Source organism: Amycolatopsis sp. NPDC043887 (assembly GCF_056435665.1).
This window is the reverse complement of the sequence record NZ_JBWKEB010000006.1, coordinates 262,520-279,349: the sequence shown is the minus strand read 5'-3', so window position 1 is coordinate 279,349 and position 16,830 is coordinate 262,520. Positions and strand designations below refer to the sequence as shown.

18 protein-coding genes are annotated in these 16,830 nt (G+C 67.7%); 11 read left to right on the top strand and 7 right to left on the bottom strand.

Going from position 1 to position 16,830, the window contains the following annotated elements:
- Positions 1 to 250 precede the first annotated feature (250 nt).
- From AC069H_RS18440 to AC069H_RS18415, 6 genes are all read right to left on the bottom strand, one after another.
- Positions 251 to 670 carry a CBS domain-containing protein gene (locus tag AC069H_RS18440; RefSeq protein WP_478233120.1) on the bottom strand — a complete coding sequence of 140 codons (420 nt, stop codon included), beginning with the start codon at positions 668 to 670 and terminating at the stop codon, positions 251 to 253.
- A gap of 94 nt (positions 671 to 764) precedes the next feature.
- Positions 765 to 1,223 (bottom strand): SPW repeat protein, encoded by a 459-nt coding sequence (locus AC069H_RS18435; RefSeq protein WP_478233119.1) that lies wholly within the window; start codon positions 1,221 to 1,223, stop codon positions 765 to 767.
- Between the two features lie 197 nt (positions 1,224 to 1,420).
- Entirely contained in the window at positions 1,421 to 1,726 is a 306-nt protein-coding gene (locus AC069H_RS18430; protein WP_478228026.1) for a hypothetical protein, read from the bottom strand.
- Between the two features lie 610 nt (positions 1,727 to 2,336).
- Positions 2,337 to 2,489 carry a hypothetical protein gene (locus tag AC069H_RS18425; protein WP_478233118.1) on the bottom strand — a complete coding sequence of 51 codons (153 nt, stop codon included), beginning with the start codon at positions 2,487 to 2,489 and terminating at the stop codon, positions 2,337 to 2,339.
- Positions 2,479 to 2,886, bottom strand: coding sequence for a DUF6924 domain-containing protein (locus AC069H_RS18420; RefSeq protein WP_478233117.1), 408 nt, complete (start codon positions 2,884 to 2,886; stop codon positions 2,479 to 2,481). Before AC069H_RS18420 ends, AC069H_RS18425 begins: the two co-directional genes overlap by 11 nt.
- Positions 2,887 to 2,948: 62 nt before the next feature.
- Positions 2,949 to 3,350, bottom strand: a complete 402-nt coding sequence (locus tag AC069H_RS18415) for a winged helix-turn-helix transcriptional regulator (protein WP_478233116.1) — start codon at positions 3,348 to 3,350, stop codon at positions 2,949 to 2,951.
- Positions 3,351 to 3,439: 89 nt separating this feature from the next.
- On the opposite strand from AC069H_RS18415, the gene AC069H_RS18410 reads away from it, so the two are divergent.
- Positions 3,440 to 4,297 (top strand): SDR family oxidoreductase, encoded by an 858-nt coding sequence (locus tag AC069H_RS18410; RefSeq protein WP_478233115.1) that lies wholly within the window; start codon positions 3,440 to 3,442, stop codon positions 4,295 to 4,297.
- 119 nt (positions 4,298 to 4,416) lie between these two features.
- Here AC069H_RS18410 and AC069H_RS18405 read toward each other — a convergent pair whose 3' ends face one another.
- Positions 4,417 to 4,896 (bottom strand): MarR family winged helix-turn-helix transcriptional regulator, encoded by a 480-nt coding sequence (locus tag AC069H_RS18405; RefSeq protein ID WP_478228022.1) that lies wholly within the window; start codon positions 4,894 to 4,896, stop codon positions 4,417 to 4,419.
- A gap of 222 nt (positions 4,897 to 5,118) precedes the next feature.
- Between AC069H_RS18405 and AC069H_RS18400 the strand changes: the two genes are divergently transcribed.
- The 10 genes from AC069H_RS18400 to AC069H_RS18355 all read left to right on the top strand — a co-directional run bounded on the left by AC069H_RS18400 (position 5,119) and on the right by AC069H_RS18355 (position 16,824).
- Entirely contained in the window at positions 5,119 to 5,406 is a 288-nt protein-coding gene (locus tag AC069H_RS18400; RefSeq protein ID WP_478228021.1) for a hypothetical protein, read from the top strand.
- Positions 5,407 to 5,438: 32 nt separating this feature from the next.
- Positions 5,439 to 6,488, top strand: coding sequence for an L-histidine N(alpha)-methyltransferase (locus AC069H_RS18395; protein WP_478233114.1), 1,050 nt, complete (start codon positions 5,439 to 5,441; stop codon positions 6,486 to 6,488).
- A 52-nt stretch (positions 6,489 to 6,540) separates the two neighbouring features.
- Positions 6,541 to 7,458, top strand: a complete 918-nt coding sequence (locus tag AC069H_RS18390) for an EamA family transporter (RefSeq protein ID WP_478228019.1) — start codon at positions 6,541 to 6,543, stop codon at positions 7,456 to 7,458.
- 596 nt (positions 7,459 to 8,054) lie between these two features.
- On the top strand, positions 8,055 to 9,209 hold the full coding sequence (locus AC069H_RS18385; RefSeq protein ID WP_478228018.1) for a sulfotransferase family protein: 1,155 nt from the start codon (positions 8,055 to 8,057) through the stop codon (positions 9,207 to 9,209).
- A gap of 57 nt (positions 9,210 to 9,266) precedes the next feature.
- Complete coding sequence (locus tag AC069H_RS18380; protein WP_478233113.1) at positions 9,267 to 10,460, top strand: ABC transporter substrate-binding protein; 1,194 nt, start codon at positions 9,267 to 9,269, stop codon at positions 10,458 to 10,460.
- Positions 10,460 to 12,094, top strand: a complete 1,635-nt coding sequence (locus tag AC069H_RS18375) for a thiamine pyrophosphate-binding protein (protein WP_478228016.1) — start codon at positions 10,460 to 10,462, stop codon at positions 12,092 to 12,094. Before AC069H_RS18380 ends, AC069H_RS18375 begins: the two co-directional genes overlap by 1 nt.
- Positions 12,095 to 12,141: 47 nt before the next feature.
- Complete coding sequence (locus AC069H_RS18370) at positions 12,142 to 13,521, top strand: pyridoxal-phosphate dependent enzyme (RefSeq protein ID WP_478233112.1); 1,380 nt, start codon at positions 12,142 to 12,144, stop codon at positions 13,519 to 13,521.
- Positions 13,518 to 14,684, top strand: a complete 1,167-nt coding sequence (locus tag AC069H_RS18365; RefSeq protein WP_478228014.1) for a Glu/Leu/Phe/Val dehydrogenase dimerization domain-containing protein — start codon at positions 13,518 to 13,520, stop codon at positions 14,682 to 14,684. Before AC069H_RS18370 ends, AC069H_RS18365 begins: the two co-directional genes overlap by 4 nt.
- Positions 14,685 to 14,698: 14 nt before the next feature.
- A complete protein-coding gene (locus tag AC069H_RS18360) occupies positions 14,699 to 16,078 on the top strand; it encodes a class-II fumarase/aspartase family protein (RefSeq protein ID WP_478228013.1) in 1,380 nt (459 codons plus the stop codon).
- Positions 16,075 to 16,824, top strand: coding sequence for an SDR family NAD(P)-dependent oxidoreductase (locus AC069H_RS18355; RefSeq protein ID WP_478228012.1), 750 nt, complete (start codon positions 16,075 to 16,077; stop codon positions 16,822 to 16,824). Before AC069H_RS18360 ends, AC069H_RS18355 begins: the two co-directional genes overlap by 4 nt.
- The last annotated feature ends 6 nt before the right edge of the window (positions 16,825 to 16,830 follow it).

Below are 16,830 nucleotides of genomic sequence, written 5' to 3'. Positions count from 1 at the left end.
CCAGTGCCTGCGAATCGCCGGAAGGAGCGCCGATCTCCGCGACACCACCGGACGTCTGTTGTCCCGGCACACGGGGTACGCCACCGACACCATCCGCTACACCCTCGAGGCGTGTACGGCGGCCTGTGCGCAGGCGTGCAGGCGGTGTGAGCGGGCACCAGGTACTCCGCGGTTCGCGAGACAGGACGAACCGCGTCGCGGACGCGGGAAGCCCGGGGCGGTGAACGGGCTGACTCGGCGAAGCCGGGTGTCACCGGTTGCCTTCGGCGGCGCTGATTTCGCTGAGCACGGAGTTCGGGTCGTATTCCATTGCGGCGTCGCCGAGGGACAACACGCCGACCGGGCGGCCGTTGTCGACGACGGGGATGCGTCTCACCGCGTTGCCGGCCATCCGGGAGATGGCGGCGTCGGCGTCCTCGTCGGGGGAGACGGTGACGACCTGTGAGCTGCATACGTCCCGGAGGCGGCAATCGGCGAGGTCGTCCTGGCCGGCGACGGCACGGATGACGATGTCGCGGTCGGTGACGATCCCGGCGAGCCGGTCTCCGTCGAGGACGAGGACGTCGCCGATGTCCTTGTCGCGCATCGCTTGCGCCGCCCGGCGGACCGGTGTGTCGGCGGGCAGGGCGACCGGGTCGGTGGTCATGAGATCGCGGACGAGCTGGCCCATGATGGCTTCCTTCCTGTCCCTTTCCGATTCGAATCAGCGGGGACCATGGCTCCGGGGTACCCGATCCGCTTTCGGATATGCGTGCTTGCCGTCGTCACCGGTGGGTCGGGCGTCGCCGCGCCGACAGCGCGAGCGCGATTCCGGCGACCAGCACGGTCACGCCGGCGATCACGTTGCTCAGCCAGGTCGCCGTGTTCAGTTCCGGCATACCCGGATAGTCGAGCGGCACCAGGCCACGGCCCCGGGAAATCACCCATGGCGAGGCGATCATCCAGACGCCGAGGACCGGAATCACCCAGGCCACGGTGCGCAGGCCGACGGAGCGGGCGCATCCGGCGGCGAAGAGCGCCAGCACGATACCGCTGATCATGTTGGTCGCTGCCATGCCGAAGGTGCCGGTGAACTCGATCACCCAGGGTGACAAGATCAAGTACACACCCGCCAGCAGGACAAGCCCGATCGAGACCTCGGAGGAGCCGGTGGATCCGACGGCCCCTTCCTGTGTCCGTGCGGGGTCCTGCGCGGTCTCGCGTGTGGTGGTCCGGATCGTCATGCTCGTTCACCTCCGCGTCGGTTCTCCGAACTTGTCGGCTACCCGGCACCTCGGCGGACAAACCGCCGATCCGGGTGACGGCCGTGTTTCCCGCTCGTCCTGGCCGGGTACGCGTCACGTTCGAAGTGCGACCAGGAAGAGGCGACGATGCCGCTGTACGAACATCGAGGGCGTCGCCCGGAGGCCCATCAGAGCGCCTACGTGGCACCGACCGCGGTGCTGTGCGGGAATGTGCGGGTCGGGGCGGACGCGAGAGTGCTCTTCGGGGCCGTGCTCACGGCGGAGGACGGTGAGGTCCGCGTCGGCAGGCGCTGGGTGGTGAGGGAGAACGCCCTCGTGCGGGGACGGGCCGCGTATCCGGCGCGGATCGGCGACGACGGTTGTTTCCCGGCCACCGGTTGCGCGGTTTTCCCCGGGGCGCGCTTGGGCGGGCACGTCGAAGTGCGCGACAACGCCGTGGTGCACGCGAACACGGTGCTCGCCGCCGACACGGTCGTGCCCATCGGATGGGTGGCGGTGGGCGATCCGGCACGGGATCCTGCCTCCGGAGCGCCACGACGACATCTGGGCGGTGCAACGACACCTCGACTTCCCCTCGACGGTGTGCGACGACCGGACTCTGATCCCGCGGAGTCCGCGATCTCTTCCAGAGGAGGAAAAATGCGTATCGGTGTGGTGGCGATGGCCGTGGTCTTGGCCGTGGCCACCGGATGTGCGCCTTCGGACCGGCCCTCTCCGGTGCCGCCCGGCGGAGTGTCGGCAACACCCACAGCGCCTGCGCCTTCGGGAACGGAAGTGACCGTACGAGGCACCGTGCGAAACGGCGTGGAACCCGGGTGCCTGGTACTCGCCGCACCTGACCGCGAGTATCTCCTGGTGCGTCCGGTGCCCGAGCTGAAGCCGGGCGTGGAGGCCGTCGTGCGGGGCTCGCTCCGGCCCGGAACGCCGACAACGTGTATGCAAGGTACTCCGCTCACCGTCCGCACGGCGGAGGTCGCCGGTACCGGGTCATGACGACCCCGTTCGACCGGCGGAGCCTCGCGCTCGGACGGCCGTTGGGGTGCTGCTCCGATGATCGCCCGGGACGAAGACCTGGACGGAGTACGGATCGGGTCAGGGCAGGGATTCCAGCTGGTCCAGCAGTCCTCGCCAGTCGAGACGGACGAACTGGACGACCCAGGTGTAGCACTCGCTCGACCCGGTTCCCGTGCCCTCGAACACGGAGTCGTCGACACGGGTGATCGCCACCTCGGTGTCAGAATCCACGGAACACACCGTCGGCGCTCACCGACCCCGTGAAGTCTTCCCAGTCCATGTTTCCCAGGTTGATGTTGTTCTCCACGCTCGGCAGCTCGGCGGACACCACCCGGAACGGCTGATGATCAACGTCCCGGAGCGGAAGAACCCAGACGGCAAGGATGGGATGTTCGGCGTTCGTGAGGGTCGTCTTGTCCGCGAGGAACGAAACGATCGCTCCAGCCGTCTGCTTTGCCTTCAACGCTTCGGCGCTCAAACCCGAGAACGCTGGATCGTTCACCACGGCGACACTCGCCTGGAACCCCTCATCGCTGGGCGTCCGTACCTCGTGGACCAGAGAATCCCAGGCACTGTCGTCACCGAACCAAGTGCGGACCAAGACTGAGCCGACCGGTAACTCCGCCATGCACGCACCCTAGCGGCGGCAGGCCCGAACGCGGACGGATTCGACGAATCGCCGCGACGTGTTCAGCCGAGTCGCGCTTTCGCGGCGTCGTAATCCGCTCGCGCCTTCTGTACGGCCGTCATCCGCCGCTCCGTCCAGTGAGCGAGGCCGTTCACCTGGTCCGCTGCTTCCTTGCCGAGTTCGGTGAGGGAGTAGTCCACCCTGGGCGGGATCACCGGCTTGGCGTCGCGGTGAACCAGTCCGTCGCGTTCCAGCGTTTGGAGTGTCTGGGCGAGCATCTTCTCGCTGACCTCGCCGATCTGCCGTCGCAACTCGTTGAAGCGGTACGGGCGATCAAGCAGTGCGATCAGGACGAGTGTGCCCCAGCGGCTGGTGACGTGTTCGAGTACCAGGCGCTGTGGGCACATCGTGTCGCCACCGGCGAGCCGGACGCGGTCCACCAGCGTCATCGCACTTACGTCCATGACAGTACCTTACTTCAAGGTGGGTACTTCCCAAATTGTGAGCGTGGCTTCAAGGTTGGGCGCATCGACCCAGAAGGAGAAGTACGAGCATGAGCATCGTCGTCACCGGCGCCACCGGCAGCCTCGGCCGTTTCGTCATCGAGGGCTTGCTGGAGAAGGTTCCGGCCGGGCAGATCACCGCCGTCGCCCGTAGCCGGGAGAAGGCCGCCGGTTTCGCGGCCCGCGGGGTACGGATCGCGATCGCCGACTACAACGAGCCGGAGACCTTCGACGGCCTGTTCGCGGCGGGGGACAAGGTGCTCCTCATTTCCGGCAACGAGTTCGACAAGGGCCGCATCAGGCAGCACAAGGTCGTTCTCGGCGCCGCGAGGGCGGCCGGCGTCGCACTGTTCGCGTACACCAGCGCCCCTGGCGCTCTGACCGCCGCGCTCGCGGACGACCACCGGGGTACCGAGACCGCGATCCTCGAAGCCGGTCTGCCGTACGTGTTCCTGCGTAACGGCTGGTACAACGAGAACTACACCGAGCGGCTCGCCCCGGTGCTCCAGACCTCCACCGTCACCCAGGCTGCCGGAGAGGGACGCGTCGCCTCCGCTGCCCGGGCCGACTACGCGGCCGCCGCGGTCGCCGTGCTCACCGGTGAGGGCCACGAGAACAAGACCTACGAGCTCAGTGGCGACACCGCATGGGGCTTTGCCGAGTTCGCGGCCGAGCTGAGCGGACAGACTGGCCGCGAAATCGCCTACAAGCCCGTCTCGGCCGAGACTTTCTCTGAGATCCTCAGCGGCCACGCCGGGCTCCCCGCGCCGCTCGCCGCGAATTTGACCGGTGTGGAGATGGCCATCGAAAAGGGTGAACTGGCGGGCACGGACGGCGAACTCGGCCGCCTGATCGGCAGGCCCACCACGCCGATCGCCGACTCGATCGCTCTCGCGCTGAAGGACTGACACAACCCCTGCCGGGGGCGAAGCAGGCAAATCAACGGACTCGGCGCATGTCTGGCCCGCCTTCAGTGGTTCGTCGCTGACGCGTGGTCACACTGTCATCCGGAACGTATGGGCATGACTCACGACGGTCCGGTGGTCCGGCCATCGTTCTGGAGGCTTTCGAGTTCCTTCAGGGAAAGCGTCAACCGGCGCAGGACGCTGCGCGTCTCCTGGAGCGTGTGCTCGTCGAGGTCGGCAGTCGAGGTGACCCGCTGACGTGAGCGTTCGCTGACTTCCCAGAGTTTCTCGAGCAGGGCGTGACCTGCCGGCGTGACGCCGACCTTGGGCGACCGGGGGTTACCCGGGTTCGGATGCCGAGTCAGGTGTCCCGACTCGACGAGGTCGTCGACAACGCGCTGCACACCCTGGCGTACCTGTCCGAGCCGACGCGCGATTTCCGGCACGGCGGACGGTGTCTCCGACACCACGCTCAGGACGTGCCAGCGCGCGACGGTGGTTCCTTCGCCGACGGCCTCACGCTCACCGATCCTGCGGCTCAGCCCGGCCAGTTCGTACACGTCGGCGATCAGCAGCCGGTACGCCTCCACTGCTCCGCTCACCGTCACATCACCTTGTCTTCGCGTTGACAGCATGTTGTCGCCGATGGCAGTATACTGTCGTGGGGAGGTGAACAGGTCGGGTACCTGCCGATTTCAGAGCTCTTGCTCCGTGAAGCGACAGGTCGAGCCGTGACTATGCCGTTTCGCACCGAGTCTCTGGATCAATGCAACCACGGGGATTTGCTCAGGGTGGCCCGCACGGCGACGCGCCGGGCTGCGGCTATGCCGGCGAACGGGGTCGCCACGGCGATGCTCGTCGAGGAACTGGGGCTTCTGGGGCACACGCTCGGCGCCATCGACGGAATGCTCGAAGTCCTTGTCCGGGAACTGGAGCGACGAGCCGGGGCGGACGCGCTCGAAGTGGCCGACGGTCCCTTTGCGGGAGAGCCCGCACAAGCCCTGGCCACGATGCAGCTTTGGGTCGAGCAGGCGCGAGCCGCCTCGGTGGCGGGAAGGCAAGCGATCGAAAACGCGCATATAGCTGCCGCGGGCCTGGCTTCGGCCCGCTGACGCGGGCATGCGGCGTTCGACGGCGCCGGCCCGTGCTGCTCTCCGGTGAGATCGACAAAGCTTGTCCGTTCTTGAAAATCTACGTATTGGATGGCGGAATGGGTGCGGTGAACGATCTGATCGACGTGCGCGTCGACGATGCCACGAGCGAGATTCAGGAGCTGATAGCGGGCCTTTCGGAAGCTCCACGCGTGATCCCCACCGTGTACGGGTATGACGAGCGAGGCTCCGACCTGTACGCGCGGATCTGTGATCTGGAAACCTACTACCCGTATCGCACCGAGTGGGAGTTGCTGGCGGGCAACATCGACTCGATCTGCGGTCTCGTGAAACGAGACGAGATAGTCGAACTGGGTTGTGGTACCGCCACGAAATCCGAATTGCTGCTGCGCCGAATGTCTTCCATGCCGTCCGAGTCGCTGAGGTACGTGCCGATCGACGTTTCGGAAGAAATGTTGATGAGGACGTCCGCCCGGCTCGCCGGTTCCATCGACGGCCTCCAGGTCTGGCCGGTGGCCGGCGACTACCACAGTGGCTTGAAGGTCGTGGAGCAGCGGCCTGAAGCATCTCGGTTGTTCATGTTCATGGGCAGTTCGCTGGGCAATATGAGTGAACAGAAGCGGCACGAACTGCTGACCGGAATAAGGTCGGCAGGCAGCCGCGGCGACGTCCTGATGGTCGGCGTCGATTTCGACAAGTCGCGTCCGGCTCTCGAAACCGCGTACAACGACCCTCCCGGTCACGACCTGTGGCACCACTTCCTGACCAACAGGCTGGCCTGCTTGAACCGGCTTTTCGGTGGCGACTTCGACCCGTCCGTCTTCCAGAGCAGGCTGAACTACAACACGGACGCCTGCCGTATGGAAGCGCAGATATGGCCGAAGGTGGACGTCACGTTCACTCTTTCCGAGTTGAATCTGCGCGGTGTGATCAAGGCGGACGAGCGTGTCACCGTCGACACTTCGCACAAGTTCAAGGAGGACGAACTCGACGAACTGCTGGATGCGGTGGGAATGCGTATCATGGAATCCTACGAGGAACCGTCCGTGAAATACGCCCTCTTGCTGGTGGAGATGACCTGACGTCGCTCGCGCGAGCGGGCGATGCGGATCGAGAGAGTACGAGGATCCCACGATGATCACCGGCAGAACGACCCGGCGTCCGGGCGGCGATCGGAGGGCGGCAGTGCCTTCCGATCGCACCGTGCTTCTGCTGCTCGCGCTCTACGTGTGCTGGGGTTCGGCGATCCCGGCGATGAAGCTGATGGTCGACACGATCCCGCCGGTCGGCGGAGCGGCGCTGGTCTTCCTGCTGGCCGGGATCGTGCTCGCCGGTGTGGCACGCAAGCGTCCGCGGCCCACGCGCCGGCAAGTGCGGACGCTGACAATCGCCGGGGTGCTGTTGCTGGTGGGCGGGCAGGGGCTCGCCACCGTGGCGCTGACCGCGGTGACCGCCAGCCTCGGTGCGATCCTCGCCGCGGCGATCCCGCTGTGGGTGGTGCTTCTCAGCGGTTTGACCGGGGTCCGGTCGACAATCGCGTCCTGGATCCGCCTCGTGGCAGGCTTCGGTGGGATCGTGATCGTCGTGCTGACGGCACCGGGCAGTGCCATCGGCGGCGCTCCCTGGGCGGTGGCGGCGTTCTGTGTCGCACCGATCCTGTGGGCGGCGGGAAGTCTTCTGACGGCCAATGTCGAGCGTCCGCTCGATCGAGTCGTCGCGAGTGCGGTTCAATTGCTGGCCGGTGGGACGGTGTTGTTGCTGGTCGCGCTGGCACTCGGTCAGCTCGATCCGGGTCGCTGGGCGGATATCAGCTGGACGTCGGCGGGTGCGGCGGTCTTCCTCCTCGTTTTCGATTCGCTTGTCGGCTTCATGCTTTACACGCGCCTGCTGGAGAGCGCACCGGCGCCGCTGGTGAGTACCTATGCCTACATCACGCCGCTTGTCGGCGCCGCGATCGGTGCGACCGTGCTTGATGAACCGCTGTGGATCGGCGCTTTCGTCGGCGGCTCTTTGGTGCTGGGCGCGGTCGCGCTCGAGTTGCGCGGAAGATGAGTTCAGAGCTGTCGCTCTGATGTTCTCGCCGTTACGGCAAAGGCTTTGGCTCGGGCATCTTTCTGTCGCTTGCTCTTAATGTGGCGAGTGGCTCGTCATGGTGGACTCCCGTCATCGACATTGCGTGCGAGCGGCTGAAATAAATCCGATCGCCGAGTGTGTTCGTCGCCGGCTCCCGCTTTGCCGTGTTCACCTTTTTGCCAATGCGTCGAGGGTGTGATTATGACTCATTGCGATCATGGCGCCCTCCGGAATGGCAAGCCTGCGTTGAGCGCAATAGAATCAATGGTGATCGGACGTCGTGGCTGCGAAATCATCATATTGATCTTGTTCGTTCGACTCAAGGTGTGATGGCGTCAGAATTTCACGAAATAGCACCGTTGTCTGCTACACTCGCAGGCAATGGATCTTCTGGGGGTTCCGGATGACACGGGAATGGAAGGCGTGATTCGTTCATGCCTTCACTGTGGAGCGAGTGCCTGTCGTGCGCCGATGAACCCTCTTCAGTCGGCCGAAACAGCATAGTCGGCTGAATTGCCACAGTCGCACCGGTGAACGCTGTCGTCATTTCTTCGTACCGTGAGCGGGGAGGTCGCGTGAAGTCGAACCAGGACGTCTCGGTCAAGCGGGAATCATTGGATCCAGTGGGTCTGGCGAATTCCGCGCGGCGTGTCTCCGGTGATGACGAAGCCGAACTCCCGCATTCGACGGCGCTGGAACAGCTCGTGCGTTCGCTCGATGAAGAAGGACGACTGAGTCCCGCGGGACACAGTAGAGCGAGGAAGTCACTTGTGCGCTCGCTCGTCGAACGTATCGAGACGGCTCGCCGGGTCGCGGAGAAACCGGAGCTGGAACGGAGACGGATCCGGCCGGTCGTCATCACCGGGCTCCTGCGTACGGGAACCACCTTCCTGCAGCACTTGCTCGCGCAACACCCTCTGCTTCGTGCGCCGGCACTGTGGGAAATGATGGCGCCCGCCCGGCGCGATCCGCCGGATGACCTGATCGCGCAGTGCGAGGCCTACGTCGCGGAGTACCACCGGCTGGCGCCGGAGTTCGAGCGCATCCATCCGTTGCGTGCCGGGCTGCCCGAAGAGTGTCATCGGTTGACGGCCAACACTTTCCACGACCCGATTTTCGCGCTGAGATACCACGTTCCCCGGTACTCGGAATGGCTGGACGGCCGGTCGATGGTCCCGGTGTACCGGTATCACCGCACCCAGCTGTCGGTCCTGCTGGACCGCGTGCCCGGCGACCGGATTCTCCTGAAAGGGCCGTCCCACCTGTGGTATCTGGACGACCTCGCCAAGGTGTACCCGGACGCGCTGGTCATCCGCCTGCACCGGTCCCCGGCGGTGGCGGTGGCGAGTGTCTGCAGCCTGACGTCCGCCGTGCGTGGGGCCAGCTCCGCGGACGTGGACGACCGTGAGATCGGGGACTACTGGCTGAACCGGGTCGCGCCCGTCCTGGACGGTCTTCGCCGGGAGGACGGGCCGTTCCGGCAGCCGTTGCTGGATGTGCGCTACGCGGATCTGATCGGCGATCCCATGAAGGTCGTCACCCGTATCTGCGAGGCCGCGGATCTTCCGCTCACCAAGGACGTGCGTGCGCGCATGGACCGCTATCTGGCCGCGAACCGCACTTCCGGCGGGCACTCCTACCGCGCGGAACGGTTCGGGCTGTCGGCCGGTGCCTTGGCCGGACGATTCTCTGGCTACATCGAGGAATTCGCCGTCCCGAAGGAAGCCTGACAGAAGGGGAGCAACAGGGTGCCGGAGCCTACTCACCTGGAACGTGCACAAGCGCTCGTGCGTGATGTGAACAAGGACGCGGGTACGGATCCGCTGCGGATCGGCATCATCACACCACTGAGCGAGCCGGGAGACGCGACGGCCGGGGAACTGGTCACTCGCGGCGCCTGTCTCGGGGTGGAGTACGTGCGCGAGCACGGTGGCGCGCGTGACAACCGGCAGATCGAACTGGTCCTCTACGACGACCAGGCGACCGCCCGGACGGAAGGCATGTTCCGTTCCGCGGCAGGCCAGATGGCCAAGCTCGCACTGGTGGACGAGGTCGTGGCCGCGATGGGGCAGTGGCACCTGCGGACCACGCCCTGGGTGGTCGACATCGCCACGAAGTACGACGTGCCGATCTTCGTCGAGAACGGATACAGCGAGATCACGGCGCAGAAGCGGCGCAACGTCTTCCGGTCCTACTTCAGTGTGGAGGACCGGGTGCCGCTGATGCTGGACTTCGCGGCGGAGCTGGGCATCCGCAAAGTGGGGATGGTGTGCGCGGACACCGCGTTCGGTCTGCACACGGGTAACAGTCTGGAAAGCTATGGCAGCACCGAGCACGACATGGAGTTCTGCCGGTTCGACTTCGAACAGGACGGCACGACGGACTTCCCCGCCCTGCTCGGTAGAATCCGGGACTACGGACCGGACCTGCTGATCAATGGCGGTGTCATCCGGACCAACTACCAGATCTTCGGCGCAGCGGCGGAAGCAGGCCTTCTGCCCGGTACGCCGTTGATGGTCCCTTTCAGTTATCCCTTGCGGTCCAAAGACTTCTGGCGCTCCACAGGGGACAGTGGGGTCGGCACGATGTGGCCCGCGATGCAGTACCGCCCGTCGTGGCCGGGGATGACCGACATCGGACGTTGGTTCACCGAACGGTACCGGGAGCGGTACGGGGACTTCCCGCCCGACACCGCGTTGACCCATTTCACCGACGTCACCATCATCGCGGCCGCGAGTCGTGCGGCACGGTCCTCCGAGCGGGAAGACCTCATCGACGCGCTGGAGGCGATGGAGTTCCCGACTTGGCGAGGGCCGATCCGCTACGAGCGCGGGCCCGCCCATTGGCACCACTGCTGTCCGGAACTGGTGTTGCTGCAGTATCAGAAGCGCGACCAGGGGTTCGACGAGTCGGCGATCATCTATCCACCGGACAAGGTGACGGCGGAGTACCTGCCGCCTGCCGCCATGGACACCGTCTGATGCCCGCTGTCACGACCGTCGCCGACACCATGCTGCGCAGCCTCCGCGCCCACGACGTGGACCGTGTCTTCTGCGTGGCCGGGGAGAGCTACCTCCCGTTGCTGGACGCGCTGTACGACTGTGCCGAGATCGACGTGGTGGGCTGCCGTCACGAGGGCTCGGCCGGGTTCGCGGCGCTGGCGGACGCCAAGCTCACCCGCCGCGCCGGGGTGTGCCTGGTCAGTCGCGCCCCGGGCGCCGCCAACGCGGCGATCGCGGTACATGCCGCCGCCGAGGACGCCACCCCGCTCGTGCTCTTCGTCGGGGACGTTCCCCTGCCGGATCTCGATCGCGAGACGTTCCAGTCCGGTCGTCCTCTCGGCGACCGCGCGAAAGCTGTGTGGACTCTGCACGATCCCTCGTCGACCGGGGAGACCGTGCGGCGGGCGTTCCGGGTCGCGGAATCGGGGACGCCGGGGCCGGTCGTGGTATTCGTACCGGAGGACGTGTTCGACAGGGACGGTGCGGACGGCCCCGCGACACGGGGCGTGCTCGGCCGTGTGGTGGCCGACGGTCGTGAGCTCGACACGGTACGCGGTATGCTCGGCTCGGCTCGGCGTCCGCTGCTCCTGGCCGGATCCACATTGGACACTCCGCGGGGGCGTACCCTGCTCCGCGAGTTCGCCGAGCGGCACGAGGTCGCGGTGCTCACCAGCAACAAGAACCAGCATCTGCTGGACAACCGGCATGCCTGCTACGCCGGTCATCTGCACAACGCCACCGGACCCGGGCAACTAGCCGAGTTCGACCGCGCCGACCTCGTCCTCGCGATCGGGACCCGGCTCGGCCAGACGACGACCAGGCAGCTGCGGTTCCCCCGCGGCCCCGAGCCCGGCCAGCCACTGGTCCACGTCCATCCGGACGCCGCCCGGATCGGCAGATACCACCAAGTCACCGCCGGGTTCGCGATGGATCCGGTGGACTTCCTCGCGCAGTTCGCCGACACCGACGTCCAGCGCCCGCGCCGCGACGAATGGTGCCTGCGGCTGCACCGGATCGAGGAGGAGAGAGCCCGCTGGAATCCGCCGTCGGACCCGGAGGTGGTCACGGCCGGGGACATCGCCGCGGCGCTCGACGAGCTGACCGGGGGCGCCGTCACGGTCGTCGTCGATTCCGGCACCTTCACCGGCTGGACGTACCGATACCTGCGGTTCGCCGGCAACGGCAGGCTGGTGGGCATCGATTCCAGCGCCATGGGTTTCGGACCCGGCGCAGCACTGGCGGTGGCCGCGCGGGACCCTGCGGTGCCCACCGTCGTGATCATCGGCGACGGCGGGTTCGGCATGAACGGCGCAGAGCTCGCCACCATCTGCGAACGTCGTCTCCCGGTGGTGTTCGTCGTGTCGGACAACGCGTCGCTCGGCACCATCCGGCTGCACCAGCGGCGGCGTTACCCGGACCGGGAGATCGCCACGGACCTGGCCAATCCCGACTTCCGGCTGCTCGCCCAGGCACACGGCGCGCTCGGGCTTTCCGCCGACACTCCCGCCGAGGTACGCACCTGCCTGGCCAAGGCGCTCGAACATCCCGGACCGTCGCTCGTCGCGGTGCGCACCAGTCGCGAGTACCTCACCCCGGCGGCCGTTCCGCGATGACCCGTTCCCCGAGCCGACGTCAACCCGCACCCTCGGAGAAGGCAGCCATGCGATTCCACGACTCGATGCTCGACCTGATCGGATCGACGCCCCTGGTACGGCTGAGAACGGTCGCCGCCCGTTCCGGCGCGCTGGTGCTGGCCAAACTGGAGCAGTTCAATCCCGGGGGCTCGGCCAAGGACCGGATCGCGGTCGGCATGATCACGGCGGCCGAACGAGACGGCCTGCTGCGTCCCGGTGGGACCATCGTCGAGCCCACGTCCGGCAACACCGGGATCGGGCTGGCCATGGTCGCCGCGCAGCGGGGCTACCGGTGCGTGTTCACCTGCCCGGACAAGGTCTCGCACAACAAGATCGCCGCGCTGCGGGCTTACGGGGCCGAGGTGGTGGTCTGCCCGGCGACCGTGTCCATGACCGACCCCCGGTTCTACCGGAACGTGGCCGCCCGGCTGGCAGCGGAGACCCCCGGCGCCTACTGCGTCGATCAGTACAACAACCCCGCCAACCCCGAGGCCCACTACACCGTGACCGGACCGGAGATCTGGGAGCAGACGACGGGGCGGGTCACGCATTTCGTGGCCGGGCTCGGAACCGGCGGCACGGTCACCGGGACCGGCCGCTATCTGCACGAGGTGTCCGGTGGCACGGTCCGTGTCGTCGGCGTCGACCCGGACGGTTCGGTGTACAACGGCGACGAGTTGCGCCCGTACTACCTGGAAGGCGTCGGCCAGCCGAGTCTCCCGGCGGCCTTCGACCCGGACGTCCCGGACGAGATCGTCACCATCGGCGACGCGGAGGCCATCGCGCTGACCCGGCGCCTCGCCCGGGAGGAGGGGATCCTCACCGGCGGCTCGGGCGGAATGGCCGTCGCCGCGGCGTTACGGGTCGCCGAGCGTTCGGGCCCCGACGCGGTCATCGTCGTCCTGATCCCCGATTCGGGCCGTGGGTACCTGAACACGATCTTCGACGAGGACTGGCTGGCCGTGCACGGGTTCACCGCCCCCGCCGAGGGGGTGCCGGTGGCCGCCGCGGTCCTCGGGCCCGGCCTGCCCGTGATAGCCCCGGAGGAGAGCCTCGCGTCCGCTTGGCAACGCATGCGGGACACCCGCATCGGTTATCTGGCGGTCAGTTCCGCCGCCGCGCCGGTGCGGCTCCCGGAGATCGCGGGATTCGTCGCCGAACACGACATCGCGGTGCGCATCGCGTCCGGGCGCGCCCGATGGGACGCCCCGGTCGCCGACCACGTCGTCGTCACCTCCCTGCCCCGGGTCGGCTGGGGGCAGGAACTCGACACCACGGCGGCCTTCATCGCCGAACACGGCGCGTGCGTGGTGCTGAGGGACGGTGTCCCGGCGGCGATCCTCACCGCCGCCGACGTCGCGAGCGCGCTCGCGCCGGATCACCCGCGGACAGGGAGCGCACTGTGACGAAGAACGTGATCGAGTTCGTGGACCCCGTCCACGGCACCAAGGGCTACCTCGCATACCGCGGGGCCCGGCGGAGACTCGCGGCGGGCGGATGCCGGGTGCGGGCCGGGATCGACGCGCGGACGCTGAGCACGCTCGCCGAACGGATGGCAGTCAAGCAACGAGTGCTCGGCCTCAACGTCGCCGGAGCCAAATGCGGGCTCGACCTCGACCCGTCCTCGCCGGACAAGGACGCGATACTCAGGCGGTTCTTCGCGTTCCTCCGTGACGAGCTGGCCACTCGCTACAGCATGGGGCCGGATATGGGGACCGGGTGGGTGGAGCTCAACCGGCACGCGGCGGCGGTCGGCCTGTCGTCGATCAAGTACGCGATCAAGACCGCCCAGCGGCTCGATGCCGACCAGTTCGCGCATCGGATGGCGGTGCTCGAAGCGCCTGTCGACGGGCTCCCTGTTTCCGCGCGCCGGGCGGGACACGCCCTGGCCTACGCCGGTATCGGCGCGGCCAAGGCGGCCCGGTGCACCGGGCCGCTCACCGTGGCGTTGCAGGGCTTCGGGAATCTCGCCCGCGGCGCCGCCTGTGCCCTGTACGAGTACGGCGCCCGCGTGGTGGCGATCGGCGACGAACACGGCACCGTCGCCACGCCCGCCGGTCTCGACGTTCCCGCCATGCTCGGCCGTCCCGCCGGAACCCCCGTTCCCGCGATGCCGTCCGGTGGCCGCCCTGCCGAGTTGTTCACCGTTCCCGCCGACCTGCTCATCCTCGCCGGCCCGGCGGACGCCATGAGCCACGCGCAGGCCGCGCGTGTCGCCGTCCCGGCGGTGACGGTCGGCGCGAACTGCGGGCTCACCGAACGCGTCGAGCGGAACCTGGAGCGGCGGGGCGTGGTGGTCATCCCGGACTTCATCGGCGGAATCGGCGGGTCCGCGTCGATGGAAGCACTGTTCGGTCCGCGCGAGTGTCCGGCTCCGAGACAGGTACTCGACGCGCTCGCCCGTCTGATGAGCGATCTCCTCGCCGACATAACCGAGGAATCGCGCCGCGGGAAGGTCGGTTCCCGCGAAGCCGCGTTGCGGCTGGCCGCAACAGGCACCGCCGACCCGGACGCGCTGCCGTACGGCGGCTGTCCTTATCTGCGGGACTTCGTGCCCACCGCTCGCTGAACCGGAGGTTTGCCATGTCAGAAGACTGTCGTCACGAACGCGGTCACATCACGGACTCGCAGTTCTACGGTGACCGATACGCCACCGCGGCCAGCAGGGGGATCTTCTGCGATGTCTGCCGCAAACAACGCTGGCTCGACATCGAGGCGGCGCTGGCGTTGAGCCAGGCAGAGCTCGGGGTGATTCCGGCGGACGTCGCCGAGCGGATCGCCGCCGTCGCCGACCTCGATCACATCGACCTCGACCAGGTCCGGGTCGAGACCGCACGCTCCGGGCACTCGCTCATCGGCCTGCTCCGTGCGCTGGAGACCGCATGCGGGGACACCGCGGGACAGTTCATCCATTACGGCGCTACGACCCAGGACATCCAGGACACCGGTCAGTCGTTGGAAGTCCGCGACGTACTCGACACCCTGGCGCCCGCGCTCGACCGGATCATCCGCAGCCTGACCCACACGGCCGAACTGCACGCCAGGACGATCGGGCTCGCCCGCACGCACGCGCAGCCCGCCCTGCCGATGTCCTTCGGGCTCAAGGTGGCGGGCTGGCTCGACGAACTGCTCCGTCAGCGTGACCGGCTCGTCCACCTCCGTGCGCACACCCCGACCGCGCAACTGTTCGGCGGCGCCGGGACGATGGCGAGCTTCGGCGGACACGGCCGGGCGACGCTGGAACGGTTCGCCGAGCGGCTGGGGCTCGTCGTCCCCGAACTCGGGTGGCACGTCGCCCGCGACCGCGTGACCGAATTCGTCAGCACGCTGGCGATGATCACCGGCACGCTGGCCAGGATCGCCGACGAGATCCGCACGTTGTCCCGTCCGGAGTTCGGTGAGGTCGAGGAAGCATGGCGCGACGGCAAGGTGGGCAGCAGCACCATGCCGCACAAGCGCAATCCGGAGCGATGTGAACAGATCGTGGTCCTGGCCAGGCTCGCCGCGGCGCAGTCGGGGCTCGCGCTGACCGCGATGGTGGGCGACCACGAGCGCGACGCGCGCTCGCTGCGACTGGAGTGGGCGTGCGTCCCGGACGTGTCGCACTACTGCCTCGCCGCGGTGGAGATCGCGACCGAGGTCGTCACCGGGCTGATCGTGCACCCCGACCGGCTCGGCGCCAACGTGGAGACGGTGACCGGCCAGGTGATGTCGGAACGGCTCATGTTCGCCCTCGGTGAGCACATCGGCAAACAGCAGGCGCACGAATACGTCTACAAGCTCACCCAGCGGGCCCAGACCGACGGCATCCCTGTCCGGAAACTCGCGGCCGAGGATCCGGCGATCACCGAGCGGTTCACCGACGCCGAACAGGAGCGTCTGTTCGAGCCGGTGAGTTACCTCGGGGAGTCACCCGAGCTGACGATGCGGGTCGTGGAACGCGCGCGGGCCGTCATCTCGTGACGGCCGCGGCGAAGGGCGGCGTCGCGGTCGTCTCCGGCGCCGCGACCGGGATCGGCCGTGCCGTCGCCGCGCGGATCGGCGAGCACCGCGGCATCGGCGAGGTCGTCATCGTCGGGCGTCGCGCGGACAGGCTCGCGGCCGTCGCGGAGCAGCTGGGGCCGCACGTCGTCCCGGTGACGGCCGACCTGAGCGAGCCCGGGGGAGCGCGCGCGGTGCTGGCCGCGGTCGGCGGCCGCGTCGTCGACGTCCTGGTGAACAACGCCGGTGGCAACGTCGATCCACAACGGGTGCAGGAACTGGACGCACTGCCCGAAGCCTGGCACTCGAACCTGCGCGCCAACGTGCTTCCCGCCGTCCTGCTCACCCAGGCACTTCTTCCTTTGCTGCGCAGGCCCGGCGGCAGGATCGTCACGGTGGGGTCGGTCGCGGCGGAGCGGGGGCCGGCCACTTACGGCGGGGCGAAGGCCGCGCTGTACCCGTGGTCGACCGAGCTCGCCGTCCGGCTGGCCCGCGACCAGGTCACCGTCAACGTCGTCGCCCCGGGGTACGTGACGGACACGGAATTCTACGGCGAGCGCATGTCCCAGGAATTCCACGACGGCCGTGCGCGGCAGTCACCGATGAACCGCGGGGCGAGCCCCGGCGAGGTCGCCGCGACGGTCTGCCACCTCGCCGCTCCCGAAGCGGGGTTCATCACCGGACAGATCGTGCACGTCAACGGTGGTGCGCTGCTGCCCCGTACCTGACGGCGT

What these genes read in the sequence shown, in the direction of transcription:
- AC069H_RS18390 (WP_478228019.1), top strand. Translation starts at nt 6,541, where the DNA reads ATGATCACCGGCAGAACGACCCGGCGTCCGGGCGGCGATCGGAGGGCG.
- AC069H_RS18400 (WP_478228021.1), top strand. Translation starts at nt 5,119, where the DNA reads ATGCCGGCGAACGGGGTCGCCACGGCGATGCTCGTCGAGGAACTGGGG.
- AC069H_RS18415 (WP_478233116.1), bottom strand. Translation starts at nt 3,350, where the DNA reads ATGGACGTAAGTGCGATGACGCTGGTGGACCGCGTCCGGCTCGCCGGT.
- AC069H_RS18360 (WP_478228013.1), top strand. Translation starts at nt 14,699, where the DNA reads ATGTCAGAAGACTGTCGTCACGAACGCGGTCACATCACGGACTCGCAG.
- AC069H_RS18375 (WP_478228016.1), top strand. Translation starts at nt 10,460, where the DNA reads ATGCCCGCTGTCACGACCGTCGCCGACACCATGCTGCGCAGCCTCCGC.
- AC069H_RS18430 (WP_478228026.1), bottom strand. Translation starts at nt 1,726, where the DNA reads ATGGGCACGACCGTGTCGGCGGCGAGCACCGTGTTCGCGTGCACCACG.
- AC069H_RS18410 (WP_478233115.1), top strand. Translation starts at nt 3,440, where the DNA reads ATGAGCATCGTCGTCACCGGCGCCACCGGCAGCCTCGGCCGTTTCGTC.
- AC069H_RS18440 (WP_478233120.1), bottom strand. Translation starts at nt 670, where the DNA reads ATGGGCCAGCTCGTCCGCGATCTCATGACCACCGACCCGGTCGCCCTG.
- AC069H_RS18420 (WP_478233117.1), bottom strand. Translation starts at nt 2,886, where the DNA reads ATGGCGGAGTTACCGGTCGGCTCAGTCTTGGTCCGCACTTGGTTCGGT.
- AC069H_RS18435 (WP_478233119.1), bottom strand. Translation starts at nt 1,223, where the DNA reads ATGACGATCCGGACCACCACACGCGAGACCGCGCAGGACCCCGCACGG.
- AC069H_RS18370 (WP_478233112.1), top strand. Translation starts at nt 12,142, where the DNA reads ATGCGATTCCACGACTCGATGCTCGACCTGATCGGATCGACGCCCCTG.